Raw genomic sequence first — 26,239 nt, forward strand, 5'->3', positions numbered from 1 at the left:
CATGGACATGAAGATTCGCTCCAAGATTCTTCTCACCTATATCTCCATTATTTTTATCCCACTATCGGTCCTGCTCCTTTCGGTCATTATCATCGAGACCAATGATCTGCCCCTACCGGGTCTGCAGGACTACAGCAACCTGCGGGACCAGGCCGATGAGATCACCGAATCGATGCGCAGTCAACTCCTTGCCTCCCCAGAGGGAGCCATCGATTCCGATATTGCCCTCCCACCGATCTTCGACCGCCTTTTCGTGGTGAGCGCTGATAATACCATCCTGTACGATTCCAACGATAAGCTCGCGGGATTGAGCTACGATTACCTCAGCATCAACAGCTCCTCCCTCGACGCCATGATCTATCCGCTCAACGACGGGGAACGCTTCTTGGGTCGCGTGATCCTGGTTCCCAAGCTTAACTTCCAACAGGCGATTAATTTTCTCACCATCATCCCCATCCTTCTCCTGCTTCTCTTCGTCTTTTCCATCGTGGCCACCGGACTTTTGCTCTACAAGTTCCTCACCGAGAGCATCATCACACCGCTGACGGAACTCAACAATGCGGCCACCCGTATCGCAGGGGGCGATCTGACCTTCGAGATGGGCTGCGAGCATACCGACGAGATCGGCCTCTTCTGCCGCACCTTCGATGACATGCGCCAGCAGCTCAAGACCTCGCTGACCATCCAGAAGGACAACGAACAGCGCCGGCGGCAGTTGCTGGCCGCCATCACCCACGATCTCAAGACCCCGCTCACCAGTATCGTGGGTTATGTGGAAGGCATCCAGGATGGCATCTACCGCGAGGAAGAGGCCATCTCCGAGGTGCTGGATATGATCCACAAGAAGGGGGTCAACCTGAGCATGCTCATCGACGATCTTTTCGTCTTTTCGAAACTCGATGCCGACGGTTTCCACCTGAACAAGGATACCTACGGATCGAGCGTACTCCTCGGCGAGGTTCTCGATGGGATCCTCTACGACTTCGAGAGCGACAAAATCCGCTTCCACATTGCCGACAAGGTGAGCACGACCCTCCACGTGGACCGACAGCGCTTCCACCAGATCCTGACCAACGTGCTCCATAACGCGGTGAAGTTCACCACGGACACCATCTGGGTGGAGACGGCCATCGCCCAGGGACGGTATATCATCCGTATCAAGGACAACGGGCGGGGGATCGCACCCGAGGACCTGCCCAGGATCTTCGACTTCTTTTACAAGGCCGACAAATCCAGGGGGGAGAACCTGGAGGGCAGCGGTATCGGACTGGCCATCTGCAAGCAGCTCATGGTGGCCCACAGTGGTGACATCACGGCCACCTCTACGCCGGGAGAAGGCAGTACCTTCACCCTTTCCTTTCCGCTCCAATAACAATGACCCCGCCAGCTTTGGCGGGGTCATTTCTTTTGTCTGTCGTAAAGGGCGGTCGCCGCGGCAGTGAGGAAGAGCACCCCGCCGAGCAAAAAGGTGATGCCGGCGGCGCCCAGGAAGGGCCCTTCGATCAGCTCGTAGTAGCCGAAGGGAAGGAGCATCACCAGGGCGTTGTTCACCAGGTGCATGAAGACCGCCAGACCGAAACTGCCGGTCATGAGGTAAAAGCCTCCGATGACCAGGCCGATCAAAAAGGCGTTCATCCCCTGGTGTACGTTGAAATGCCAAAATCCAAAGAGTAAACTACTGCCCACAAGGGCAGTGAGCGCTCCGTACCTCCTCTTCAATCCGGTGAGAAAGATCCTGCGGAAAATCCATTCTTCAAAGAGCGGCGCCACGAGCACGATGGAGAGAAAACCGGCCAGCGGATTGATCAGCAGGTCATCGAAGGCCTCCGTGAGCCAGGCCGGCACCTCGAAGAGCAGGAGCATCACGCGATCGATGCTCGTATCATAGAGAAAGCGAAAACCGATCATGGCCACCAGGCCGGCCACGAAGATCCGGACAGGCGGAGCGGTCCCTGGTGGCACGGTCTCCGTCCTCTCTCTGATCATCAGCGTGAGGCCCCACACCAGCAGGCCTTTGGAGACGATCTCAATCCCCAGGTCCCACCAGCCGCCCAGGGGGAGCCAGCCGGCCAGGGACCAAAGATAAGATTCGGCCACCAGGAGCAGGAGGAGCAGACCCACGATCTGCCAAAAGCCCAGTGGTTTTACGCGCATCGTCCTCACCCCCTCTCTCTACCGTGTTCTTTTGACGTACCACGCGATGGTCTCGCGCAGCGATTCTTCGAAGCCTACCGTCGGCTCATAGCCGAGGGTGGCCAGTTTCGCCCCGTCGATGGCATAGCTCCGGTCGTGCCCCGGCCGATCGGCCACATGGGCGATCAGGCCTTCGGAAAGGCCGAGCTCTCCTAAGATCCGCCGCACGAGCTCGATATTCTCCATGCGGACCGAACCCGGGACGTTGTACACCTCGCCGCTCTTGCCCCTAGCGAGCACCAGGGCGATGGCGCGGACGTGATCGGCCACCGCCACCCACTCTCGTTCCTGTCGGCCGTCGCCGTAGAGCGGAAGCTTTTCACCCTGGAGGGCCCGACGGATCATCTTGGGAATGAGCTTATCCCCGGCCTGTCCCGTTCCGTAGGTGTTGGCCGAACGCGTGGTCACCACATCGAGACCGTAGGTGCGGTGGTAGGCGCGAACCAGATGATCGGCCCCGGCCTTGGCAGCGGCGTAGGGATTGTTCGGCGAGAGCAGATCTGACTCCCTAAAGGCTTTCTCGAACGGAACCCCGTAAACCTCGTCCGTGGAAACCTGTAGGAATCGTCCTACTCCGTGGAGGCGCGAGAGCTCGAGCAGCGCTTGGGTCCCCAGGACATTGGTCATCACCGAGCGCCTGGGATCGACAATACTGTGGTCCACATGACTCTCGGCCGCAGCGTGGATCACGGCATCGATCCCCTTCTCGAAATGCGGTGCGAGGGCCTGGGTATCATTGATATCCGAAAGGACCGTCGTCACGCGAGGGTGAACGATCACGTGGTCGCGGCTCTCGGGGACGGACAGATTGTCCACCACCAGGATCTCGCACGCTGTGGTCTCCAGATAATTGCGGACCAAGTGGTGTCCGATGAAACCGGCTCCCCCAGTGATCATGAGTCTTCTCAAGGTTTTCACCCTTTCTTTGGTTAAACGTGTTCGCTGAAGGTATAAATGGATTGAAAGGAGACGTTTCTATGGGCCAGACAAAAAAAGCTTATGCAATCGACAACCTGCATGATCTGAGCGCCGTGCATCGGCAGCTTTTGGAACCTTACGTCACAAACGTGGACCTCCCGCCGCTACTCTATGCACCGCAGTGTCATGCGATGGACGCCCTGGAGCATTATCTACTCCTCCTACCCGACCAGCTCATCCTCATGGCCGAGCGCGGACAAGAAACGACATTGAAGATCCTGCCCCTCGACCATCTCACGACCGTAGTCTGCCACCTGAGTTTGGAAGAATCCTATATCTCCCTCAGGGGACGATCCAACGGCAGCGGTCATTACCAAGAGAAAATTCATTTCAACTTCCCCGATAATCCGCTTTTCCGACAGTTCATCTTGCAGTTGCGCCACCAGATCGATGTGCATGTCCCCGATGACAAGGATTCTCGTTCGCTAGGGTATCTACGCGAGCTGAATCTACGCTTTTACGACTACCTGGACGATCTGATGATCTCAGGTGATCGGGTGGTGGATTCCATTTATCAACCGAGGCAACCCCAGATCAACATGCCCGCCCAGCTTTTGGTGTTGACTACCACGGAGATTATGTCCATACGGGCACCGGAAGATCTCGATGAATCCGTGGGCGGAAGTTTTGTCTTCTATCCCCTACGGCACATCACCGGCGGCCGCCTGGATTCCATCTACGGTAATCTCACCTTCGATCTCAATCTGAACCTGGACCGCGGCGAGATTATCTCGATTCGCTTCGCCAAGGAAGCCCTCAGCGCTTTCAAGGATTTCGATCGAACGCTCATGGGTCTTTTGACCGAAAGGCGCCTCACAGAAGCCACAGGATAAGTCCACGAGAACCCCGCGCATGACCTGCGCGGGGTTTTTTTATTGTTTCGGGAAAAGGACCTGTAGTTGATCGGCCACGGCCTTCGTGTCCTGATGGGCGATCGTGGCATCGTAAGTGTAGGTACGCTCGCTCTTTTTGTATAGCGGATCGTAGTGTTCCTCCATCAAAAAGGCGGCCAGGGCCAGATGGTCCCTTGCGGAGAGTAGCTCACGGAGCTCCTTCCGCATCTGGTGAGAATGGTAGGTGCCGAGTCGTTCGAGGATCGGCTCTACGGAGGCTTCAAAATCGGCCGTAGCCGTATAGTCGGCCACCAGCCGCTCGGCGCGGCGTGCCATGGTATCCTCGATGAGCACGTGCTGGCCCTCACCCATCACATCGAAGAGGGGTTTTGGCACGGTGACCATCCCCACGCGCCGGCTCTCCGATTCCAGGTACACCGGACCCGGTCCGAAGCCAGCGAGCTCCTCGAAGATCATATTCTCATACTGCATCTGGCTCGTGAGGGGCTCGCGACCGATCCCACCCAGTAGCGAGCCCCGGTGGTCGGCGAGGGCCTCGAGGTCGAGCACCTGCTCGCCGCGACGGGCCAGCTCCTCCAGGATCTCGGTCTTGCCCACGCCGGTGTGGCCGTGGAGCATCACAAAGGAGCGGTCGAAAAAACCATGGCTATCAAAGGTGTCCAGCACCAGCCTGCGATAGGCCTTGAAACCGCCTTCCATGATCAGGACCGGATGGCCCAAGGAAGCGAGGAGGCCCCCGATGCTGCCCGAGCGCATGCCGCCCCTTGCGCAGTAAAAGAGGAGGGGGCGGTGGCTCTCCAGCAGCGCCATCACACGATCGTAGTAGGCGGGGAGCCTAGCGGACATATACTGGATACCGGCGCGCTTCGCCTCTTCCTTGGAGCTCTGTTTGTAAAGAAGGCCGATCTCATGACGTTCCTTCTCATCGAAGATCGGTAGGTTCACGGCGCCGGGGATATGGCCGCGCTCGAACTCCGCCGCTGTCCGCACATCCACGGGCAGGCTCCCCTTGGGTCTCTTCTGATAGGTGATGCGTCTGATCATGGGTCCATCCTTTCCGATGTGCATATCGTGAAGATGAGGTGTCCCAATGGGCACCTCATCGCATAAAGTCCGTCTTGACGCCGCTCACGTAGAGCCGCTTGAAAAACATTCCGTCCACCTTGATCTCGGCAGGGTCGTTGCGCTCGGCCAGGGCCCTGGCAACGTAGATGTTCACGCCGTCTACCACTTGCAGGTCAAACTTCTCTTTTTCTTCGGGAGACCAAGCCTTGATCTCCGCAGATTTGAAACTGCCGGCTCAGCCGGAGGAGCATTTTTCGTAGGTGATCGTCACGTCGGTAATCTTCTTCTTTTCCATGAGCGCCAGTGCCTTTGGGTCGATCTTAACTCGCATGATCTGGGCCTCCTCGTTAGAGGGCGTCGATCTTCACGCCCGACAGGGTCAGGGACTTTTTGATCAAGCCCGTGACGGTCAGGGTGAGAGTGGCGTCCTTCTTGGGTTCGATGTTGCGCTTGATGAATATTTTCAATCCGTTCAACTCTTGTTCGTCATACTGCTCTAGGGTCTCCTTGTCGGGTGCCCAAGGACGGCTCTCGATGGTGGGCAGGCCGCCGGTGCACCCGCAGCCCACGAAATCCTGGCTGATTGTCAGAACGGTGTATCCCTTATCCGCAATCAGTTTGCGGGCATTCTCTGCAATTATGATCTCCAAGCGAACCACGCCCCTTTCTGTTCTCTTTCATTATACCAAAAAAAGACGCCGTCCCACAGGGACGAACGTCTCGATGTTAGAAAATTAGCTCGCGATCCAGGTGGGGGTAGACCTCTGGATAGCCGATGAGGACTTCCCCCTCCTCGAGAAAGAGGACGATCCCCTCGTTTACCAGGAGAAAATCCACACCCTCCGCCGGTAACTCGCGGAACCCATCGGAGGCCAGGAGATCATCGAGCGGCGTGAGGTCTCCCCCGGGGAAAAGATCCTCCAGCCCGAGTTCTCTTTCCTCTTCGTGGTCCCACAGGATACCCTCGTGTTCGTAACCGATGGCCTCCATCGCACCACTACCGTAGTTGGCCGATAGAATGAAACCGAGCAGCCGCGGTGATACGTGGGTGATCTCGTAGTTGTAGACCAGGGGATCGTGCCCGCTGTATCGACCGTAGTGATCGAGCACCCGTTCGTTCAGGGCAACATGGGCCTCACTCTCAAATTTCGGGTAGCGGATATACCGGGTTTCGTCGGTGAAAAGATGCTCTGAAAAACGCAGGTCCGTCCAGGGACCGGCGATGTAAAAGGTGCGCAGCGCCTCATCCACCTTTTGGTCGTAGGTATCTTGAGCGGTTTCGAGGATCCCAAGGTAGTCCGCGGTGAACTGACCGAGGTGCGTATCCCCGTAGCTCTCCACGATCTCTTCATAGAGGTCGCGGTAGCCCGGTGTCAGTTTCCCCGTAGCGGCATCGAAGGGTCGATGGTCCCCGCTACCGTGGAAAAGGCCAAAGGCGATCCGTTCGTAAAAGGTAGTGCTCATCAGCTGGTAACGGCGACCGGCGTACAGGTCTCCTTCCTCCTCCAGCGCCACGAGAAATGCGATCATCTCGGTGGCGTCCATCCCCTCATCGAGGAGACGGTTGAAAGCACGTTCTCTTGTGAGAAAAGCGTTACCGGCAGCATCGAGTCGGTCGCCGTATCGGTTGAGAAGCAGCGCATCATCGACGCGCAGGGTCCGCTCACCGGCCACCTCGATGGACGCCAACCCGGCTTCGACCAGGGTCTCGTCAGCGGCTTCCGCCTCGAGGTACTTTCCCTGGTACTGCTTGAGGTAGAGGAGGTAGTCGTCGAAATGCGCTGTGAACACATCATCTGTTGCTCCGGACAATCGCGCCAGTGCTTCGTGGGGCGGTTCCTCCGCGCGAAAGGCAAAGGGCTCCGTAGCTTCCGGCTGTTCCCCTTCGGTAGGAGCGCAGCCAGCAAATAGCAACAGGGGGATCAATAGGATTAGGTAGAGTGTCTTTCTCATGGTACAGCGCTTCCTTTCCTCGCTCGTTTTCGTTACGACGAGCGTATCAGGTGGCTGTGTTATCTGAGTGAACCGGAGGGCGGCAAGAGTCGTTCGTGGGTTTTCCCGTTGGAGGCCACGATGGTGGTCTCCTGCAGTACGCCGGGGTGGACGCCCGACCAGTCGGACACGCGTCCGCCGGCCTCCTCGACGATCAGCATCCCCGCGGCGTAATCCCAGGCCTTCAGGGTGTACTCCACATAGCCCGTGTACCGTCCGCAGGCCACGAAGCACAGATCGATGGCCGCAGCACCACAGCGACGGTAACCCTGTACCTCGTCGAAGAGCGGTACCAGGTGGTCGAAGATCTTATGCTTCAGCGAACGATCGTAGGGCAGGCCGAAGGCCACGAGGCCCTCCCTGAGGTCCGCGTCCTTGTTGACGGCGATGGGGGTCAACCCCAGGTGGGCGCCCTTGCCTTTTTCAGCGGAAAACAGCTCGTCGAGCACCGGGGCGTAGACCACCCCGCGGATCACCTCACCCTTTACCACGTGGGCGATGCTCACGGCCACGAAGGGGTGACGATGCATGAAGTTGCCCGTGCCATCGATGGGATCCACCACCAGGGCGTTCTCCAGCGTCCCGATGTCCTCTTGGGTCTCTTCGCCCACCCAGGTGAGGCTGTCATCGAGGGGCATGAGGCGCTTCTTCAGGTACTTCTCTACCTTGACATCGTAATCCGTCACGAAATCGTAGGTGCCCTTCCGATCGATGGTGAGCGGCTCTTTCAAGCCCTCTCGGATCATGGCTCCCGCCCCTTGGGCGGCTTCGATGAGTGCTGCTAATGTGATAGGCATATCGAACTTCCTTTCCTTACGCGGGTGCGGCGAGAGGGGCCAGGCGCAAAACGAGGAGGACGAGGATCAGGATGACCGCCAAGATTAGAATCCACTTGTAACGTCCTTTGGTGACCGGCATCTCCCGCTGATGGGGAGCGGGTCGGTGGTGGAAAAGCGGTCGGTGCGGTGTGATCACTTCCTCCACACCGGAGAGAATGGTCCTGGCCACTTCGGCATCCTTCTGCGGTACCTCCAGCCGGTAACCCACCTCATCGTCCACCACCCGGGTGATCAGGGTGGCACGGTTGAGTTTGACCTCGGCCACTAGCACCGATTCCTTGTCTTCTTCTATCAAAACCGTCTCGTAAGTATGGAGATCTTCCACGCGCATGGGCTCTCAGCTCCTTTCAAGCCCATTATACCACGTCCTAACTGATCTGGCTCATCGGCAGAATCAGCGGGGTCCCCGTCAGGGGGTGGTCGATGACCTGGAAGTGGCTACCGTAGACACCCGCCAGCGTCCCGGCCTCCATGACCTCCTGAGGAGTCCCCTCCCTCACCACGCGTCCCTCTGCCAGGAGCACCATACGGTCGGCATACTGGGCCGCTAGGTTCAGATCGTGGAGGACGCAGATCACTGTGATCCCTTCCGCCAGGCACAGGCTTTTGACCGTATCAAGCACCTGCACCTGGTGGTGGATATCCAGGTTGGAGATGGGTTCGTCGAGCAGCATGATCTTGGCCCGCTGGGCGATGGCCCGAGCGATGATCACGCGCTGGCGCTCACCACCGCTCACATCGCACAGGCGCGCCTTTCTCAGGTGCCAGGTGTTCGTCGTCTCCATGGCCTCTCGTACGATACGCTCCTCCTCGGGACCCGACCGGACGAAGCGACCGAGATAGGGGGTCCGACCCATGAGGACGATCTCACTGCAGGTGAAGTCGTGCTGCGTATCCGCCTGCTGGGGGACCGAGGCGATGCGCTGGGCCAGTTCCTTTTGGCGGAGTTTCGCGAGGTCGTCGCCGCCGATGCGCACCCGACCGGAGGAAGGGGTCAGATGACGGAGCAAATTCTTCAGGAGCGTCGTCTTCCCCGACCCGTTGGGGCCCACGATCGCGTAGAAGCCCCCCTCTTCAAAATCCAGGGAGAGGGTCTTCAAGATCGGCTCCTCTCGATAACCGAAGGTCAGTCGATCGACATGAATGGCAATGGACATGAACTCACCTCTTTCTCAATAGCAGGAAGATAAAGTAGGGGGCGCCGAAGAGCGCCGTGATGGCACCGACCGGTATCTCGGCCGGCGGGATGATGGAACGGGCGATGGTGTCCGTGAGGATCAAAAACAAGGCGCCGCCCAGGGCCGAGGCCGGGAGCAGGTAGCGGTGGTCCGATCCGATCAGAATCCTGAGGGTGTGCGGGACGATGAGTCCCACGAAACCGATGATCCCGCTCATGGATACCGCTCCGGCCACCATGAGGGAAGTGATTCCCAGCAGGATGCGGCGGACCGTCTCCACCTCGATCCCCAGGCTCTTGGCCTCGTTGTCCCCCGTGAGCATCACGTTGAGGTCGCGGGAGAACAGACAGGTGGCTCCTGTACCGACGAGGATAAGCGGGGTGAGTAGCGTCACCTTCCGCCAGTTCGCCGCGGATACGCTACCCATGGTCCACAGGTACACCTTCTCGATGGCCTCGCGGTTGAGGATCATCATCAGGGAGATCATGGCCGACAGAAAGAAACTGATGGCGATTCCCGCAAGAAGTAGTGTCCCTACACTCCGGCGCTTGTCCACCCCGGCGATCTGGTAGACGATAAAAATCGTCAGCAGTGCCCCTGTGAAAGCGAAGAAGGTGATCGTGGAGAGCCCGGCCACCGTGCGCTCGCCAAAAGTGATGATGGCCAAGGTGGCCCCCAGCGCGGCCCCAGAGGAGACCCCCAGGACGTAGGGTTCGGCCATGGGATTCTTAAACAGCCCCTGGTAGGTGGTCCCGCTGATGGCCAGCCCCATCCCCACGAGTCCGGCGAGCAGGACCCTGGGCAGACGAATCGACCAGAGGATCTTCACATGCATGGGCTCGGTGCTCGAACCGGTGAACAGAATACCTAGGGCGTCGATGAAGCTGATACGGGCGGCCCCGAAGGTCGTGGCCAGGACCACGAAAAAGAGGAGGGCCAGGGCCAACCCGATGACGGCCCTGGTCCCCCGGGCCACTATTCGAAGGCCCCGGGGTGGATCAGGCGGGCCATGGACTCGAGTCCCTCGGCGAGACGGGGGCCTTGGCGATCGAGCGTGTTGTTATCGATAGGGAGTACGCGGTTGTTTTCTACGGCGGAGAGCTCTTTATAACCTTCGGTTTGAGAGAAGGTCTCGACGACATCACCAAAGGCCGAGATGAAAACGACCTCGGGATCCTTTTCCATGAGGGTCTCCAGAGAGTACTTCCAGCCCGTGGCATCGGCTGCCACGTTTTCTCCACCGGCCATAGCGATCATATCGGAGATAAAGGTGTCCCCTGTGGCCGTGTAGTCACCGTACTCACCGAAGCCCACCACGTAGTAGACGGGTGGTTTCTCCAGCCCGGAGACGCGCTCTGTCACTTCGGCGACGGTTGCCTGCATACCCGCGATCAATTCGTCGGCCTTATCGCTCGCGTCGAGCACAGTCCCCACCTTCTCGATGGTCTCGTAGGCGCCCTCGAAAGAACTCGGTCCGTAGAGGACGACCACGGTGAAACCCAGGTCCTCCAGATTGTGTAGCACCTCTTCTTTGAAATGAGTGGAGGCGATGATCAGATCGGGGTCGAGGGCCGTGATGGTCTCGAGGCTGGGGTCGGACAAGAGGCCGACAGAGTCGATCTCGGAGACTTCCGCCGGGTAGTCACAGTAGTCCGTGCGGCCCACCAGAAGGTCCGCCCGGTCCAGGGCAAAAATCGTCTCGGTGATGCTCGGGGCCACGCTGACCACGCGCTCCGGCTTCTCCTCGATGGTCACGGCGCGACCGTTGGAATCGGTGATCACCATGGGATAGCGAGATCCGGAGGTCTCCTCTGCCCCCTCATCTTCTATCGATTCTTGCGCTGCAGGAGCCTCGGGCTCAACGGTATCGGCCGGTGTGGCCTCGGTGGTGCATCCGGCGAGCAGGCCCGCCAGAACCAGTGTCATCATGAACAACCAGATCAGTTTACGCATGTCAATCTCTCCTTCGTTTTCTAAAAGTTTTCGTCACATGAAAAAAAGACCCCACAAAGTCGGAGTCTTAGATTAACAAGCAAAGATTACTTGTGCACGGTTTTTCCCTCCGAAATCGTGTCGATCTAGGGGAGCTGGTCTCCTGGCTCGCGCGTCATCCTAATCCCGGCCTTCCCAAAGCGATGGCTTCAGTGGTCTCTCGGGGGTCGTCTGCGCTTACAGTAGCGGGGGCTGCACCGGCATTGCACCGGTTTCCCAATGAAGTCCTCTCGGACACTCACCCTAGCGTATGATGCTTTTTATTGTGTGGCCTCGGGCCCATTATACGTTACATCCCGGGGAAAAGGCAAGCCCTTTCACACCCGGCGGTAGAGTAGCAGATCGAAGCCCCTCTCCATCAGGCCGGCGACGAGCACCGCCACGAGCGCCCAAGCGAAGACACCCGCTGTATTCAGGTAAATCTTCTCGAGGTGCATGGCCGCACCGATTCCCGATCGAGGCTGGCTGAGGACCTCGGCGGCGATAATCACCTTGAGTCCAAGGCCCGCACCGGTACGGATCGCAGCGCGAATGGCACCGCCGATGGCCGGTAAATAAAGAGCCCGCCACCGTTTTTTCCGGTCCAGCCCGAAGGACCGGACCATCTCGATCAGACGGATATCGATACCGTCGAAACCGGCGAGCAGCGTTTCGTAGAGCGTGGGAAAGAGAATCAAGAAGCCCACAAAGAGCGGGGCACGTGAGGACTGCAACCAGATCAGGGCCAACAGGATCACCGCAATGGTGGGAACGCTCCTTATGGTGAGGAGCAGTGGTCTTAAGAAGAGTCGAACCCCCCGCCTTGCATAGGCAGCGGCTGCGCCGGTCAAGGCCAGACCAAAGGAAAGAACCAGGGCGATCAGGCTCCTAAGGAGCGTGGCCCCCACGTGTCCATAGAGCTTGGGACTGGGGATCATCTGCCCGAGGACCACCAGCGTTTCCACCGGAGAGGGGAGCAAAATCGGCTGACCCACCAAAGTAGCGGCAAGCTGCCAGAGGAGGATAAACCCTAGCGAAGCGAGAAAGAGCGGCAGTCGATCACTGGAAAAGGCCTTCATCGGGTAGACTCCCCCCGATACTGGCGGGATTGAAATCGTAGAGCACTTGGTAGTAAGCCATCAGGGCTTCTTGGACCTCAGTGGCCTCTCGATGCTCGAGGTTGTTTCGCGGCATACTGGCGGCCACCAGCGGACCCTGCATGCCGGTCTCGAGCGCTTCCATCAGCGCACCCGTCTCCTCGGGATTTTCGTTCGCATAGGTCACACTCTCCGCCAGGGTCGCCTGCATGCCCTCGAGGATCTCGGGGTAATTGTCCGCGATCTCATCCTTAACGAGCAAACCCGCCTGGGGATAGGACGTCTCGAGGCCAGTGACCTCGCGCCAGGCTTCCTGAAGGTCCATGGCAATCTGGGTGTCGGGGGCCTTTCCCATCACCGCGGTGAGCATGGGCTCTGGCATCATGGAGTAGTTCACCTGTCCAGAGATGAAGAGTGGTGCCAGCTCTGTGGCACCGGTCACGTAATTGAGGGTCACGTCGGTTTCGGGATCGAGCCCCTTTTGTGAAAGAATATAGCGGAATAAAATATCCGGCGACAGGTTCTGACCGATCATGTTGATCGTCTGACCCTTTAATACATTCACATCTTCAATCGGTTCGGGTCCGGCGATGTACAGGTTGCCCCAAACATCCACGGAAGCCAGGCGGTACGGTAGGCCGTCGTTGTACAGCTTGGCCGCCAGATTCGTGGGGGCCACGGCGAAGTCCGCCTCGCCGTTGACAAGCTTGGCCACCAGGAGATCTGTGGACATCACGATCTCATAGGTGATCGTGGCACCCTCGACGAACTGGGTCTCTTCGGCGATGGCCTTGGCCAGTGCAAGCACAGGCGTCCCATTGGGCACGACCACGTGGAAGGTCTTGCCTTCGTAATCAGGTGTCTGCTGACAACCGGCCAGGAGGCTGGTGGCAAGCACGAAAACCATCAGGAGGATAAGTACATTCTTTTTCACGGGACATCAACCTTTCTTGATCCGTTCGGTGACGGACGCTTTGATCTCGAGGTAATCGGTACGCGTAAGCCGATCGGGCCCCCGATCATGGGCGCCCAGTTCATAGGTCGCTCGTTCCACCAGCGGTCGGTCGCTGGCAACGAGGAGACGGTCGGCCACTTGGATGGCCTCCTCCACATCGTGGCTGACGAAGAGGACCGCCGGCCGGTAGTGGCGGAAGAGTTGTAAAAAAAGTGCGAGCATGCGGTCCTTGGTCCCCACATCCAGGGACTGAAAGGGTTCATCCATCAAAAGGAGCGCGGGTTCGTGGGCGAAGGCTCTGGCCAGGGAAAGTCGCTGTCGCATACCGCCGGAGAGCGCCGCCGGTTTGGCCTCGGCAAAAGCGGTGAGACCCACCTCATCGAGAAGCGTGTCCACCAGGTCCCTACGTCCCGGGGCCACGACCAGTTCAAGATTCTGCCGGGCCGTGTACCAGGGGAGGAGACGGTCTTCTTGGAAGACCACCCCCACGCGGCCGTCGACACCCTCGATTCGTCCGGTAGAAGGGTGCTCCAGACCGGCCAAAAGGCGGATCAGTGTCGTTTTGCCGGCACCCGACGGTCCCAGCATGGCCAGGATTTCCCCTTGGTCCAGGGAGAAGCTGAGCCCCTCGATCACGGACAAGGTATCATATTTTTTCGTCAGTTTCTCCACGCGGATCACGGGCCTTCTCCCCTTTCTTCAACGTACTCATTCTAACATGTTTTTCCACGAGAAAAAAGCGCAGCCCTCAACAGGCTACGCAATTTCAATCGCTTGGTTCGAATCATACTCGCGGGAGGTTTCTAAGTAAAGTTGCACCGGGTAGGTGGTGTGGAGGACCTCGTTGCGGTCCACGAAAAGCCCCATCTCATCGAGAAGCCACATGACCTCCTCCACGGTGAAGGCCTGGTGTGGTTTGATCCTGCTCCCGGCGATCTCCAGCAGACGATCGGTCAGCCGATTCTTCTCCCCGTGGCAGAGCATAAGGATGCTGAGCTTCCCGCGCTCTCCCAGGAGACAGGTCGCTGCGGAGAGAAGGGCACCCGGTGCTTCGATGCACTCGAGCCGGTGGGCGATGATCACCCGGTGAAAGTGGTCTCCCCGAAACCGGGACAGGGTTTCGGGCTCCGTCGTAAAGATCTCCAGACCCTTGTCGCGGGCGCGGGCAACGAAAGCTTCGTCCCGGCCGACCAAGAGAATCCGCTGGCCGGATTTTAACCCCGCTAGTAGTTTCTCCGTTGATTTGAAAGACTGCTTCTCTAGAAAACGTTCGTAATGCTCACGACATCCGTCCATGGGATGAGCCCTCCCTTCGGGTCATTTTCCATACTGTACTTTACCATTTGAGGGCGTTAAGATTCAACGAGTATGACAGAAAGGTCATATAAATATTTGTTAATAATTTCAAAAAAATAGACCCCTGGGGGTCTAGATGGCCGTGTGGATCTTGAGGACCAGATCGATGCGCAGACCCGGATCGAGATTCTTTATCTCCAGCGAACCGCGGAAGAGCCCCTCCACCATGTTCAGTGTCTGGTAAAGGCCGATGCCGGCGGTATTGGTGGACCGGTCTGTGGTGAAAAAAGGATCGAAGACCTTGTCCATATGCTCGCCCGCGATGCCGCTCCCATTGTCTAGGATGGAAAGGCGCAGCTCATTGTCGAAGCAGCGGGCCTTCAGCGTCACCGTGGGCGCCTTGATGCCCTCGAAGGCATGATGGGTTGCGTTGTCCAGAAGATGCTTGAGGACGCGCTCTAGAGCCGCTTCGTAGGACAAGATCTTCCGTTCGCACCCCTCGGTGAGTAGCACGAAACGAACGCTGGAAAAATTCTTCTCGTAACTGAAGAGGACACGATCGAAAAAGTGCTTGAGATGAAAGAGCGAGAGCGCGTTCTCATCATAGAGATTCTCCGAATTTTCGATTTCGCTGATCAGCCGGATCATGGCCTGCACATCACCATCCATGACCCGGACATCTTTGTTCAGTTCGTCGATCAGTCCGGACATCCGCTCTTTGTCCGAGGCATCGCAAGCCTCGCGCAGGGCGTCGAGCTGTTTGTGCATGTAGGATTCCAAGGTGACAAGGTTGCCCAGTGGTGTGTTGAATCCATGGTTGATGCCGCTGACAAAACTCTTGAAGGCATCGCGCTTGTGGCGGAAGAGCTCCCGCTCCTTGTAACGCTCGAGATCTTGGAGGGCCGTTTCCAACGCCTCCTTCTTCCGCTCAAGGGTGGACGTGCGTTGGGCCACCAGGTTTTCCAGATGATCGCGGTAGGACACGGCTTCCTGCCACAAATAGCCGACGATACCCCCGTAAAGGGCACCAAAAATCGCGGGGACGATGTATCCCCTTAGCTCAAATACCGGCGTCCGGATGAGCATTTTCTGAAAAACAGAGGCGAAGATCAGGAGCAAAGCTCCCAGTAGTACGGACCCTAACAGTCTCGTGGTACGAGTCAATATGACCACCTCTCTCCCTATACCCTACTTTACCCCATAATCGCAAATGTTAACCAAAAATCACCCACCCCTGCTAATAGCAGGGGTGGGTGATGCACTTTTTCTAAGGGATCACTCGACGCGCAGTCCTTCTTCCAGGTCGTTGTCGATCTCAAGAACAATCTCGTCATCGACAGCCAGACCCTCGGTGACCTCCACATGGTTGTCCCCTTCAAGGCCCAGGGTGATCTCCCGACGCTCGAGCGTGCCTTCGGAGACCAGGAAGACGAAGGCCCTATCCCCATCCTCATAGTAAGCGGTATCCGGTATCCGGATGACCTCCGTCCCTTCGTTCAGGACGAGTTCCACATCCACCTCTTGGCCCAGGACGGCCTTTTCCATCCCGTCCATAAACTGTAGCTCGACGACCACCTTGCGTTGTTCGATGCCCAGGTCGCTCACCTCGGTAATGACCTTGGGGTGGATCTTCGTGATCTCGGCGGATGTCCAGCCATTGCCGTTATCCAGCGAGATCCGGGCCTTGGTGTCGAAGGAAAGGTCCCCGATGTGCTCGGCGAGTACGCGGGCCTCGATCTCGAGTGTCTCGAGATCAGCAACCTCGACAATCGGTTGACCCGGTTGCAGGAAGTCACCCACCTCCACGAAGAGGTCCACCACCGTGCCGTCGAAGGTCGCCGGGATAGTGTAACCGCTGGCAATCAATTTGTCGATCCCGGCGATCTCGGCGTCGATGGCCGCCATCTGCGCTTCATACTGACCCTTCACGTTACCGGAGGCCTGCCTTCGTAGGAGGGCCAGTTGGCTGACGGCAGAAGACCGTTGGGCCTCCAGGCGCGCCACCCGATCTTCCGCTTCTTCCAAGGCCTTTTGGCTGATGGCCCCGGCACTCTTCAGTGCCTTGGCGTCTTCCAAGGCTTTTTTGGCAGCCTCCAGGTCCACGTCGATACCGCGGATCACAGCCTGCTGGCCGGCAATCTGGTCGCTCTGGGCTGGGCCCAGGGCTTCCTGCATGGTGTACCGGATGGAAGCGCGCTGGGCTTCTAGGGCTTCTTTTTGCAGGTGTACACTCTCATCATCGAAGGTCACGAGCACCTCCCCAGATGCTACGGTCTCCCCTACGCTGATGGCTACCTCTTCTACCTCGGCGGAGGTGGTGGCCTTATAGGTCCGATCTCGATCCGCCTGGATCACACCGGTGACGTCGTAGGTGTCCACCACGTCCCCCTTTGCCACGGCATGGGTTTCTACGCTGATCGTATCTCCGGTGAACATCGCGTACCCCGCGGCCGACACGATCACGAGGAGCAGGGCCGCCAGGATCACTTTCTTTTTGGTCCATTTGATTTTTTTCATTTTTTACACCTCGCTAGCTCATGCGGTTCTTAAGGGCTTCGATGAAGTCCAAACGGTTGATTTTCCAATAACTTGACGCCTGGGCGATCAGGACGAACAGGATCGTAAGACCCGCCGTGACCAGATGGACCCACGTGGGAAGATGCGTATCCAACCGGAAGAGGTCGCTGCTCATGGTATTCGATATCGCCACGACCAACTGCTGGGCGATCGGTATACCGATGAGAATCCCGATGAGGGTCATGACGGCCTTTTCCTTGACGAGACTCGAGAAGATTTCATTTTTCGACATCCCGAGGACCCGCAGAGAAGAAAACTCCAGTCGCCGCTGGTTGATGGTCATGATGGTGGCGTTATACACGATGACGAAGCCAAGACCACCGCCCACCAGGATCAGGGTGGAGATTGAAGCGATCATCAGCCCCATGAACTCCTCGAAGACCTTGCGCATGTCCGCTAGGGTCTGGATGGTCGTGAAGGCTGGATAATCCTCGAGCTCTCCCATGATATCTCGGTCCGTCTGGATGAAAAATCCGTTGATGAAGCCGGGCTCCAAGAGATGCTCCTGCATATCGTCCAGGGGCATATAGATGTTCGCCCCCAGATCCTGGCGGATGAGGTCCGTCACCCTGAGCTGCTGGTCCTCCCTGTTCGGCAGGTAGGTGTTGAAGGTGATCAGGTCCCCCGGTTCGATTCCCATGTCCAGCGCGATGTTTTCCGAGATGAAGAGATCACCCGGATGGAGGGAGATCGCTTGCCGGTTGGTATCGGTGAAATGGTACACACCCGTATCTTCTATCAATCCGACCACACTCACCACTTTCGTCTTGTGGTCCACCTGGATCTCAAAGGGATACTCCACCTTGGGTTCCACGTGCTTGATGTTCAAATCATGGGCCAGGTCATCGGCCGCCCGCTCGTTGGCACCGCGGGCTATACTGATGTTGTAATCCATCGTCATGAAATTTTCGTACTGGTTGAAGAACATATCTTGCATCACCACCCACATGAAGATGGGGTAGAGGGTGATGGCGTAGGTGAGGGCGATGCCCATGGAGATAAAGAGCACGCGTCCCTTGTTCCTCAACAGATTGCGGATAACGATCTTGTTGGTGAAGCCAATGTGCTTCCAGACCTTAAAACGTTCGAAGATCGTGCGTTTCCCGTGGATCTTGGGTGCTGCGGGTCGCATGGCTTCCGATGGCATGATGGACATGCTTTTTCTCGCGCCGAAGACGCCGCTGACCACGGCAAAGGAGAGGGAGAGGGCCATGGAGCTCAGGATCAACTGCGGCCTGAGCGTAAAGGTCATATAGGGGATTGCAAAAAAGTCCCCGTAGAGATCGGTCATACCGTCCGTGACCAGAAGTCCAAAGAGGATACCCCCCACAGCCCCCACGAAACCGATGACCACCGATAGCATCATGTAGTGGACGAGCACCTGTAGGTTTGTATAGCCCATGCTCTTCATGATCCCGATGACCATCCGGTCCGATTTCACGATCCGGCTGATCATCACGGACAGGATCACCGCAGCCACACCCAGGAAGATAATGGGCAACTGGAAGGTGATCTGCTTGTTGCCCTCGATCTCCTCGTTGATCATGCTCGCGCTGAGCTGGGTCTCCCGGGTGTAGATCCGGGTGATCGTCAGATGGGCGAGCTCTTTTTCCACGGCGTCGGCCACACGGTCGTGACTGTAGCCTTCCTCCACATCGATCACAATCTCGTTGTAGTGTCCGGAGAGGCCGAGCCGGTTTTGCAGATAGGATTCTCTGATGTAGCCGACGCCAAAGGTCTCTGCATCGGGGAGCATGCTCTGTTCCGATTCCATCAGATAGACGAATTCCGGCGAGGAGACCTTGCCGGCCACTCGGAAGCTTTCCACGGCGCCCGCGATGCGGAGGTCCACGGTATCGCCGAGTTGATATCCGTTGGCATCGTAGAACATATCGATGAGGTAGATGTCATCGTCTGATCCGAGAGAAGGTTTCCCTTCGTGGAGGTAGAGGCTGTTCACTTCATTCTCCGGTGTCAGGGAAATCAAGCGGAGCTTCACGCGGTCTTCTTCCTCTTCTGTATCAAAGTACACATCCCGGACGATGCGACCCTCGATCCCCTTCACCCCCTCCAGCCTGGAGAGCGTGCGGACATCACGGTCGGAGGCCCCTGGAACCTGGACAATCACATCGGAGAAATTATTCTCCTCATAATAATAGTCCACCGAGGTCTCGAGGTTGAGAATCGCGTGTCGGAAGGCGATGTAGGCCATGATCCCGAAGATGATGACCATGGCGATGGCGATGTACTGGGATTTCGACTCCTTGATCAACCTCAGGAGCCGTTTGTTCAGCATACGCATTACCACTCAATCCCTTCGGCCGCCGCTTTCTCTTCGTTCACTTGGATGTCGGTGATCTTACCCGAGCGCATCTTGATCACGCGATCGGCCATGCGTCCGATGGCGGCATTGTGTGTGATGACCATCACGGTCTTACCGTATTTCTGGTTGACCTCGGAGAGGAGCTTGAGAATCTTGATTCCCGTCTCGTAGTCCAGGGCCCCGGTGGGCTCGTCACAAAGGAGCAGGTCCGGATTCTTGGCCACGGCGCGGGCGATGGCCACGCGCTGCTGTTCCCCACCGGACATTTGAGAGGGAAAGTGATCGGCCCGGTCCATCAGGCCCACATCTGCCATGACTTCGTCGATCTCGAGGGGATCTTGACAGATCTCCGTGGCCAGCTCCACATTCTCCCTGGCCGTGAGATTGGCCATGAGGTTGTAGAACTGAAAGACGAAGCCCACGCGGTCCCGTCGGTAGCCCGTTAGTTTCTTATCGTCGTAGGTATGAATCGGTTCCCCCCGAAAGGTGACCGAACCGCTGGTGGGCTTGTCCATGCCCCCGAGGATATTGAGCAGGGTGCTCTTGCCCGAGCCAGAGGGCCCGAGGACCACGATAAATTCTCCCTCGATAACATCGAAGCTGTCGCCCTCGAGGGCCTTCACCGTGACCTCGCCCATCTGATAGTGTTTGACAAGATCGCGTACGGTTAAGATTTCACTCATGTTGTCACCTCCCCACCGGTAAATTCATCCACACGGCTCACCTGGAACAGCTCGACGGTTCCGGGTGGTGTCCCTAGGATGCGATTGATGCTCTCGTTGAAGGTTTTGAGTCGAAGAATCAACGCCTGTGGGTTCGTTGCGTATTCGTGGTAGGCATCGTTCATCCGCTCACCGTAACTGAAGAGAAATTCCATGACGAGCTCGGCCGTGATCTGGCCGTCGCTGATCTGAAAGATGCCCTCCTCCTTGCCCTCTTCAAAGATCACGGCTAGAATCGGGATGGTCTCGTCGGCAAAGCCACCGAGAAGCTTCTTTTTGAACAGGGTGTTGTGATCGTCGTAGATCTCGTCGCCTATGCTTTTAAAAAAATCGATGTGCTGAAGCTTCCACTCGGCGATACCGGCGAAGAATCGGTTCAATCTCCCCACGGCCCCGGGCTCTTCCTGGATCTTCTCTGTCATCTCCCGGTAGACTTCTGCCAGCATCTCCGAGATCACTGCATCGAGCAGGTCGAGTTTTGATGAAAAATAATGGTAGAAGGTTCCCTTGGCGATCCCCAGTTCCGAGATGATGTGGTTCACACGTGCCTTGTCATATCCCTCTCTGATGAACAGTACCTTGGCCTTCTGGATGATCTGTTCCCTCTTATTGTCTTCTTGTGATGCCAATGCCGTCACCTCCCTACCGACCGACCGTCGGTCTATACGATGATTTTACCCTTTTTTCAATCGAGAAACAAGATTTTACCTAAATTTCGCTTAAGTTTAAGAAACTTAGGCTATCCTGAAGGTAACATGAGTAGAGGGGGATTCCATGACTATCGAAACCGTACTCCGCGAGCGACAGATCACCACCCATTATCAACCGATTCTCGATCTAAAGGATGGTGCCGTGCATGGATACGAGGCCTTGACGCGCGGTCCCAGGGAAGGCACACTACACAGTCCCCTGCACTTAATCGAAGCGGCCGCGCAGGCCGGGCTCAGTGGCCCCCTGCATGCCCTGATGATGCAGCGGGCCCTCGAGCGATCGCCCGCAAAAAAGGACCAACGTCTATTTTTGAATCTCTGTCCCAAGCAGGTGGAACGCGGCGAGCTGACCTTTTTATCCGCCTTTACGCTGGACCATGTCGTCTTCGAACTGACGGAGAAGCACCAGGTACTCGATCCCGGTCGTTTTCTCCAGGGATTGTCTCCTTATCTTGAGTCCGGGGCGCGTCTTGCTATCGATGACTTCGGTAAGGGCTTCAGCGGACTGGATACTCTCCAGCGCATCCGCCCGAGTTACATCAAGATCGACATGTCCCTGATCCGCCACATCGAAAGGGACTCCTACAAGCAGTCCCTGGTCAAGGCCATGGTCACCACATCGAAAGAGCAGCAGACCATCATCATCGCTGAGGGCGTGGAAACACTGGCCGAACTCAAGATGCTCATCCACCTGGGCGTGGAGTACGCACAGGGATTTCTCATCGGAAGACCTGAGATCGAACCCTCCCCTATCGACGACGATCTGCTTGCGCTCATTCGAACGGAGCAGCGTCTACAGGAGAACCTGCGCACCTACTCCGCAGACTACCACCACGCCCACACGATCCTAGAAACCTATCCCGCCTTCTCCATGGATCTCAAGGTGCGAGAGGTGCGGGCCTATCTCGATGCCAACGAGGCTTGTCAGGGCGTGGCCCTGATCGACGGCCGGGGCAAGCCGGCGGGGCTATTGATGCGCAGTCGCCTGGATGCCTCCCTGGCCAAGATGCATGGGTTCAGCCTTTTCATCAACCGCCCGGCGCACCTCTTAATGGACGACCGGCCGCTCGTTGTCGATGCCTATGCCCCCATCCAGCAGGTGGCCAAGCTGGCCATGGACCGGAAGGACGAACATCTTTACGATGATATCATCGTGACCCGAGGAGCCGCCTACAGCGGGATGATTCCCATGAAGAAGCTCCTCGATTACATCATCCGGTACGAGAAGAACTACAACCGGGAGCTCAACCCCCTGACCTCGCTTCCCGGAAATCCCATCATCAACCGGACGCTCCGGGACATCGTGACCTATAACAACGAGACCACGGGGGTCTTTTACGCCGATCTGGACTCCTTCAAGGTCTACAATGATAAGTACGGGTTCGAGCTGGGCGACCAGATCATCCGGATGACAGCCGAACTCCTCAGCGATACGATCAAGAGGGCCTTTCCCTACAACAGTTTCATCGGCCACATCGGCGGGGATGACTTTCTCTTTATCATCGACGCCTCCTACGGACAGTACCAGCAGATTTGCAAGGAAATCACGCGGCGCTTCGACGAACAGATCCAACCCTACTTCGATGCGAAGGACCTCGAGCGACGTTCGCTCATCGCCAAGGACCGGGATGGAATTGAGCGGCTCTTCCCCCTGACGTCCCTCTCCATCGCCGGGGTCTATGGGGATCTGAAGTCCTTCCGTTCGCCGGAAAATCTGGCCAAGTCCATGGGCGAGGTCAAATCCGCCGCCAAGCGGGTCCGGGGGAGCGCGGTGGTCATCCGTCAGATCGAGAGAACCATCAGTGCCAGCGGATAACTCGAAAAAAAAGTCCCGCCCTCTCCCGGCATGCCGGGGAGAGGGCGGGACTTCTCTTATGCGCCGTAGTCCACCCGCTCGAGGGTGAGACCTTTGGCGGGGGCCGTTTCGCCCGCGAAATTACGGTCTTTTTTCGCCAAGATCACAGCCATGTCCTGGGGTCTGCGGACACCGATACCCACTTCCAGGAGGGTCCCCACGAGGATCCGCACCATCTTGTAGAGGAATCCCTCTCCGGTGAACTTGATCGTGAGGAGCGTCCCCTCACGTTCGATGTCGATGGCATCGAGCTTACGGACGCGCGATTTCTTCTTGGATTTCATCTGTGTGAAACTGGAGAAATCGTGGGTGCCGACGAGATGCACGGCGGCCGCCCGCATGGCCGAAAGGTCGAGCGACTCGGGATGGTGATGGCTCAGGTGGCGGCGCAGGGGATCGTAGACATCGCCCAAGTCAATCTGGTAGCGGTAAACCTTTGCGACCACCGCGTAGCGAGCGTGGAAGCGGTCCTCTGCGATGGCCACAGAACGAATGCGGATCGCCTCGGGTAGGTACAGGTTCATGTGGTCTCTGAGCGCCGTGGGGTCCACGTCGCCATTTACGTTGAAGCTGGCTACTTGCCCCCAGGCGTGGACACCGGCATCGGTGCGACCGGAACCCACGATCTCAATGGGTTCGCCGAAGTGCTTGGAAAGCACATTTTCGATGCGCCCCTGGACTGTATCCTTCTTATGGTTCCGCTGCCAACCGTCGTAGGTCGTGCCATCGTAAGCTATGGTCAATTTAATCGTCATCATCTTTTTCCCTTCAAAGGAAAAGAGGCCGTCCGGCCTCTTCCCGTCTATTCGATCTCTTGGATGCGACCGGAGATGCCGGTCACACCATTGCCGTTCATATCACGAATCTCGTGCATTTGGATCACTTCATCGTAGCGCTCCACCCGGTCCTCATCGTCTGCATCGATGTAGATGTAGATGCGGGTCCCGGAAACACCGATATCGCTAATCTCATAGTTCATGACCTCGAAAGAAAGGAGCGATACCGTTCTCGGATCGATATCCTCGGTGAAGGTAAGCTCCACGCGGGCACGGTCCTCGTCATAGATAATATCGTCTTCCTCGTCGCCGTCGATGGTCACTCTCGCCAGCGTGGGGCCGACCTTATCCTCCACCAGCACAGGTGCCTGGTCGAGATCTAGGGTCTCATCATAGCGGTTTACCGATTCGTTGTCCACCACCTGCACGGTCAAATCCGTTGCGTCGGTGGGCACGGGGTTTCGGAGCACATAGATGATCTCCGTGACGCCATCGTCGTTAAGACCGCTCAGTACATCGTCGAGGGCCAACGGATCGTCGTCCTCATAGACGCGCACGTCATCTGGCTCGAGACCCACGATTTCCTCGGTGAAGGTCACCCGTACCTGGTCCTCGCGGATTAGCTGGGCGTAGTCGATGCGGAAAGTACCCTCGCCCTGCAGATCGATCACATTCACGAAGCTGGCGGTATAATTGCCGGCTTCATCGGCCACGCGGGCGATGACCACGTCATCGTCATCCTCGGCCTCATCATCACTGTCGACATCGATCTCCAGTTCCTCCGGATCGATGTAAATCTCGATCGCCTTTCCATCCTCGACGGACTTGATCGCCACGTCATCTAGATCCACGAGATCGATACCGTTTACCTGGTACTTCTCAAGATCGAGCACACTGTATTTCCCATCTGTCGCCATAGGTTCATCAAAAGTGATCCGCAGCATCTGGTCCTCATCACCCACGAAGTAAGCTTTCGCCGTCCACTTGTCGCTCTCAGGCGATGTGAGATCGGCCACTTCGAAGAAATGCTCGTCATCGTCGAGACCGTTGCCCGAAGCGTCCTCCAGATCTTCCATCAGGAGGCTGTAAAGGCCATTGAGCTGGTCGTAGAAGGTGATCGTCACCGTGTACTCCGAGGCATCGTAATCTGCTCTCAAGACGGCGTCATCGATCTCATCGTGCGACTCATCGAAGAGCACGTAATTGTTCCGATTTTCCATGGCATAGTTGCCGTTGTTCATGGGTTCTGAGAAGGTGATCATGATCTCGTTCTCATCGAGGACTTCGATCTCTTCGACGCTAGGATCGGTATTGTCCTCTTCGATCTCCACCGTGATGCTCTCGTCGTCGTTCTCGTTACCCCAGTAGTCGCTCACGCTATCGTTGTCCACGTAGACGCGCACCCGACCTTCCGGTAGCGGATCATTGGCAAAGGAGAGGCGCATCCGCTCGCCGTCGATATCCGATGCGGTCAAATTGCTGTCGATCAGCGTATTTGTGTTCGAGTGATAATAATGAGACTTGTTGCCGTTCTCCAGGCGGATGGTCTCGCTCCACACGAGGGTCAATCCCACAGGGGAAACCTCTTCGACCGCGATGATCTCCGGTGCATCGTCATCCCGCTCGTAAGCGGCTTCGATGGGATCAGACACGAGGCTGAGGCCCGCGTAGTCTTCGATCGTCGGCTTTGGATCCACCATGACATCGTCGCGGATGGAGGTATAGGTCTCGATGACCGCCCTGCGGTTACCATCTAGTAGCACGATTTCCCGTACGTAAATATCACCCTCATCCACGTCGATGGCATCCTTGTCCAGAGTGGCCACGTCGTCCTCGTCAATGTCATGAGGCATAACTGGCTCAGAGAATCGCACTTCGATGGCCTCGCTTCCGATGACACGTGCGCTCAGTACCGACGGGAAGGTTCGGTCGGAGACGGTGTAGGTCTCTTCGAAGTCTTCCAGAGGAATCCCCTCTACTGCACTTAGCTCTTCGATAATCAGCGTGACCTCTTCCTGCTGGTCTACGGCCTCTTCAAAGGTGAGGACCACCGTCATCTCACGAGCATCGTACACGGCGCGATCGAGAGCGATGTCCCGACCGTCTTCATCCTCCAGTTCGTAGGTCTCCAGATTCTCCGCTTCTTCTTTGTCCACTTCTCTGTTGAAATGCAGGGTCATGCCCATCAGGTGATCGCTGGTCACTTCTTCGATCACGAGGAAAGGCAGCTCTTCAGGCTCTTCCGGTTCGGGAACCGAAGGCTCAAACCGTCCGATCTCTTCTCCCAGGGGCATATCGGCATCCTTTCGAGGGAGGTTCACGGCCTGCCACATGGCCTCAAAGGCCTCGCCGCGTAGGATGGCGCCGGGGATCGTGGCCTCTACTTCAATGCCCACATCTTCCATTTCATCGAGCACATCCACCCACGGGAACTCGTAACCCATGACTTTCATGAGCATGGCTGCCCATTCGCGCTGGCTGATAGGATTCTTGGGTTTAAAGCTATTGTCCTCGTAACCCGATACCCAGCCGGCCACGCGGGCGTAGCCGATGTAAGGGGCGTACCAATCGCCGGCCTTCACATCGGTGAAGGTCGGGACGAAGATGAAGTTCTCAGCTTCTTCTTTCTTACCGTACATTTCAGATAAAAGTACCGTTGCCTCTGCCCGGGTCAGGGATTTATCGACCATCAGGTCGCCATCGGCTCCGGCGATAAATCCATAATCGTAAAGGTTCTCGGCCCCGGTCGCGGCGAAGCTCGCCATCGATGGGATCAAGAGGGCGATTGTCAGTAAAAACACCAGTGTTTTTCTCATGAAAATTCCCCTTTCATCTTGTGGTTGTCGTCTGTAGGCAAA

Annotated in this window: 24 protein-coding genes and 1 riboswitch; of the genes, 3 read left to right on the forward strand and 21 right to left on the reverse strand. The window is 57.3% G+C overall.

Annotation, left to right across the window (positions count from 1 at the left end):
* The first annotated feature begins 1 nt into the window (after window position 1).
* Window positions 2-1,372: a sensor histidine kinase gene (locus ACULM0_RS07850; RefSeq protein ID WP_463676996.1), complete on the forward strand. Its 1,371-nt coding sequence runs from the start codon at window positions 2-4 to the stop codon at window positions 1,370-1,372.
* Between the two features lie 26 nt (window positions 1,373-1,398).
* On the opposite strand, the gene ACULM0_RS07855 is transcribed toward ACULM0_RS07850, so the two are convergent.
* Both ACULM0_RS07855 and ACULM0_RS07860 read right to left on the reverse strand, forming a co-directional pair.
* Complete coding sequence (locus ACULM0_RS07855) at window positions 1,399-2,154, reverse strand: lysostaphin resistance A-like protein (RefSeq protein WP_463676997.1); 756 nt, start codon at window positions 2,152-2,154, stop codon at window positions 1,399-1,401.
* 18 nt (window positions 2,155-2,172) lie between these two features.
* A complete protein-coding gene (locus tag ACULM0_RS07860) occupies window positions 2,173-3,102 on the reverse strand; it encodes a dTDP-glucose 4,6-dehydratase (RefSeq protein WP_463676998.1) in 930 nt (309 codons plus the stop codon).
* A gap of 68 nt (window positions 3,103-3,170) precedes the next feature.
* Between ACULM0_RS07860 and ACULM0_RS07865 the strand changes: the two genes are divergently transcribed.
* The gene (locus tag ACULM0_RS07865) at window positions 3,171-4,004 is read left to right on the forward strand and encodes a hypothetical protein (protein WP_463676999.1); all 834 of its coding nucleotides are present in this window, start codon (window positions 3,171-3,173) and stop codon (window positions 4,002-4,004) included.
* A 39-nt stretch (window positions 4,005-4,043) separates the two neighbouring features.
* Here the strand turns inward: ACULM0_RS07865 and mnmH are convergent, their stop codons facing one another.
* The 17 genes from mnmH to ACULM0_RS07950 all read right to left on the reverse strand — a co-directional run bounded on the left by mnmH (window position 4,044) and on the right by ACULM0_RS07950 (window position 20,669).
* Window positions 4,044-5,069 carry a tRNA 2-selenouridine(34) synthase MnmH gene (mnmH, locus tag ACULM0_RS07870; RefSeq protein ID WP_463677000.1) on the reverse strand — a complete coding sequence of 342 codons (1,026 nt, stop codon included), beginning with the start codon at window positions 5,067-5,069 and terminating at the stop codon, window positions 4,044-4,046.
* Window positions 5,070-5,437: 368 nt separating this feature from the next.
* On the reverse strand, window positions 5,438-5,740 hold the full coding sequence (locus ACULM0_RS07875) for a hypothetical protein (RefSeq protein ID WP_463677001.1): 303 nt from the start codon (window positions 5,738-5,740) through the stop codon (window positions 5,438-5,440).
* Window positions 5,741-5,816: 76 nt separating this feature from the next.
* Window positions 5,817-7,043 (reverse strand): hypothetical protein, encoded by a 1,227-nt coding sequence (locus ACULM0_RS07880; RefSeq protein WP_463677002.1) that lies wholly within the window; start codon window positions 7,041-7,043, stop codon window positions 5,817-5,819.
* Between the two features lie 59 nt (window positions 7,044-7,102).
* Complete coding sequence (locus ACULM0_RS07885; RefSeq protein ID WP_463677003.1) at window positions 7,103-7,879, reverse strand: inositol monophosphatase family protein; 777 nt, start codon at window positions 7,877-7,879, stop codon at window positions 7,103-7,105.
* 16 nt (window positions 7,880-7,895) lie between these two features.
* Entirely contained in the window at window positions 7,896-8,252 is a 357-nt protein-coding gene (locus tag ACULM0_RS07890) for a hypothetical protein (protein WP_463677004.1), read from the reverse strand.
* 37 nt (window positions 8,253-8,289) lie between these two features.
* Window positions 8,290-9,078 carry a heme ABC transporter ATP-binding protein gene (locus ACULM0_RS07895; protein ID WP_463677005.1) on the reverse strand — a complete coding sequence of 263 codons (789 nt, stop codon included), beginning with the start codon at window positions 9,076-9,078 and terminating at the stop codon, window positions 8,290-8,292.
* Between the two features lie 4 nt (window positions 9,079-9,082).
* A complete protein-coding gene (locus tag ACULM0_RS07900) occupies window positions 9,083-10,075 on the reverse strand; it encodes a FecCD family ABC transporter permease (protein WP_463677006.1) in 993 nt (330 codons plus the stop codon).
* Entirely contained in the window at window positions 10,075-11,052 is a 978-nt protein-coding gene (locus ACULM0_RS07905; protein WP_463677007.1) for an ABC transporter substrate-binding protein, read from the reverse strand. Before ACULM0_RS07905 ends, ACULM0_RS07900 begins: the two co-directional genes overlap by 1 nt.
* Window positions 11,053-11,167: 115 nt before the next feature.
* A riboswitch (cobalamin riboswitch) is annotated at window positions 11,168-11,348 on the reverse strand.
* Between the two features lie 60 nt (window positions 11,349-11,408).
* Window positions 11,409-12,149 carry an ABC transporter permease gene (locus ACULM0_RS07910; RefSeq protein ID WP_463677008.1) on the reverse strand — a complete coding sequence of 247 codons (741 nt, stop codon included), beginning with the start codon at window positions 12,147-12,149 and terminating at the stop codon, window positions 11,409-11,411.
* A complete protein-coding gene (locus tag ACULM0_RS07915; RefSeq protein ID WP_463677009.1) occupies window positions 12,130-13,101 on the reverse strand; it encodes an ABC transporter substrate-binding protein in 972 nt (323 codons plus the stop codon). The genes ACULM0_RS07910 and ACULM0_RS07915 overlap by 20 nt, the downstream gene beginning before the upstream one ends.
* Before the next feature lie 6 nt (window positions 13,102-13,107).
* On the reverse strand, window positions 13,108-13,803 hold the full coding sequence (locus ACULM0_RS07920; RefSeq protein WP_463677010.1) for an ABC transporter ATP-binding protein: 696 nt from the start codon (window positions 13,801-13,803) through the stop codon (window positions 13,108-13,110).
* A gap of 75 nt (window positions 13,804-13,878) precedes the next feature.
* Window positions 13,879-14,418, reverse strand: a complete 540-nt coding sequence (locus ACULM0_RS07925) for a hypothetical protein (protein ID WP_463677011.1) — start codon at window positions 14,416-14,418, stop codon at window positions 13,879-13,881.
* Between the two features lie 132 nt (window positions 14,419-14,550).
* A complete protein-coding gene (locus ACULM0_RS07930; protein WP_463677012.1) occupies window positions 14,551-15,582 on the reverse strand; it encodes a sensor histidine kinase in 1,032 nt (343 codons plus the stop codon).
* 111 nt (window positions 15,583-15,693) lie between these two features.
* Window positions 15,694-16,935 (reverse strand): efflux RND transporter periplasmic adaptor subunit, encoded by a 1,242-nt coding sequence (locus ACULM0_RS07935; RefSeq protein ID WP_463677013.1) that lies wholly within the window; start codon window positions 16,933-16,935, stop codon window positions 15,694-15,696.
* A gap of 13 nt (window positions 16,936-16,948) precedes the next feature.
* Window positions 16,949-19,297: an ABC transporter permease gene (locus ACULM0_RS07940; RefSeq protein WP_463677014.1), complete on the reverse strand. Its 2,349-nt coding sequence runs from the start codon at window positions 19,295-19,297 to the stop codon at window positions 16,949-16,951.
* Window positions 19,297-20,001: an ABC transporter ATP-binding protein gene (locus tag ACULM0_RS07945; protein WP_463677015.1), complete on the reverse strand. Its 705-nt coding sequence runs from the start codon at window positions 19,999-20,001 to the stop codon at window positions 19,297-19,299. Before ACULM0_RS07945 ends, ACULM0_RS07940 begins: the two co-directional genes overlap by 1 nt.
* On the reverse strand, window positions 19,998-20,669 hold the full coding sequence (locus tag ACULM0_RS07950) for a TetR/AcrR family transcriptional regulator (RefSeq protein WP_463677016.1): 672 nt from the start codon (window positions 20,667-20,669) through the stop codon (window positions 19,998-20,000). Before ACULM0_RS07950 ends, ACULM0_RS07945 begins: the two co-directional genes overlap by 4 nt.
* Window positions 20,670-20,814: 145 nt before the next feature.
* Here ACULM0_RS07950 and ACULM0_RS07955 point away from each other — a divergent pair, with 145 nt between their 5' ends.
* The gene (locus tag ACULM0_RS07955; protein ID WP_463677017.1) at window positions 20,815-22,566 is read left to right on the forward strand and encodes a GGDEF domain-containing protein; all 1,752 of its coding nucleotides are present in this window, start codon (window positions 20,815-20,817) and stop codon (window positions 22,564-22,566) included.
* Window positions 22,567-22,622: 56 nt separating this feature from the next.
* Here ACULM0_RS07955 and truA read toward each other — a convergent pair whose 3' ends face one another.
* Both truA and ACULM0_RS07965 read right to left on the reverse strand, forming a co-directional pair.
* Window positions 22,623-23,363, reverse strand: coding sequence for a tRNA pseudouridine(38-40) synthase TruA (gene truA / locus ACULM0_RS07960; RefSeq protein ID WP_463677018.1), 741 nt, complete (start codon window positions 23,361-23,363; stop codon window positions 22,623-22,625).
* A gap of 44 nt (window positions 23,364-23,407) precedes the next feature.
* The gene (locus ACULM0_RS07965; RefSeq protein ID WP_463677019.1) at window positions 23,408-26,197 is read right to left on the reverse strand and encodes an S-layer homology domain-containing protein; all 2,790 of its coding nucleotides are present in this window, start codon (window positions 26,195-26,197) and stop codon (window positions 23,408-23,410) included.
* Window positions 26,198-26,239: the final 42 nt, after the last annotated feature.

It is taken from the genome of Halotolerantifilum yawarlongkerapense, assembly GCF_054506745.1.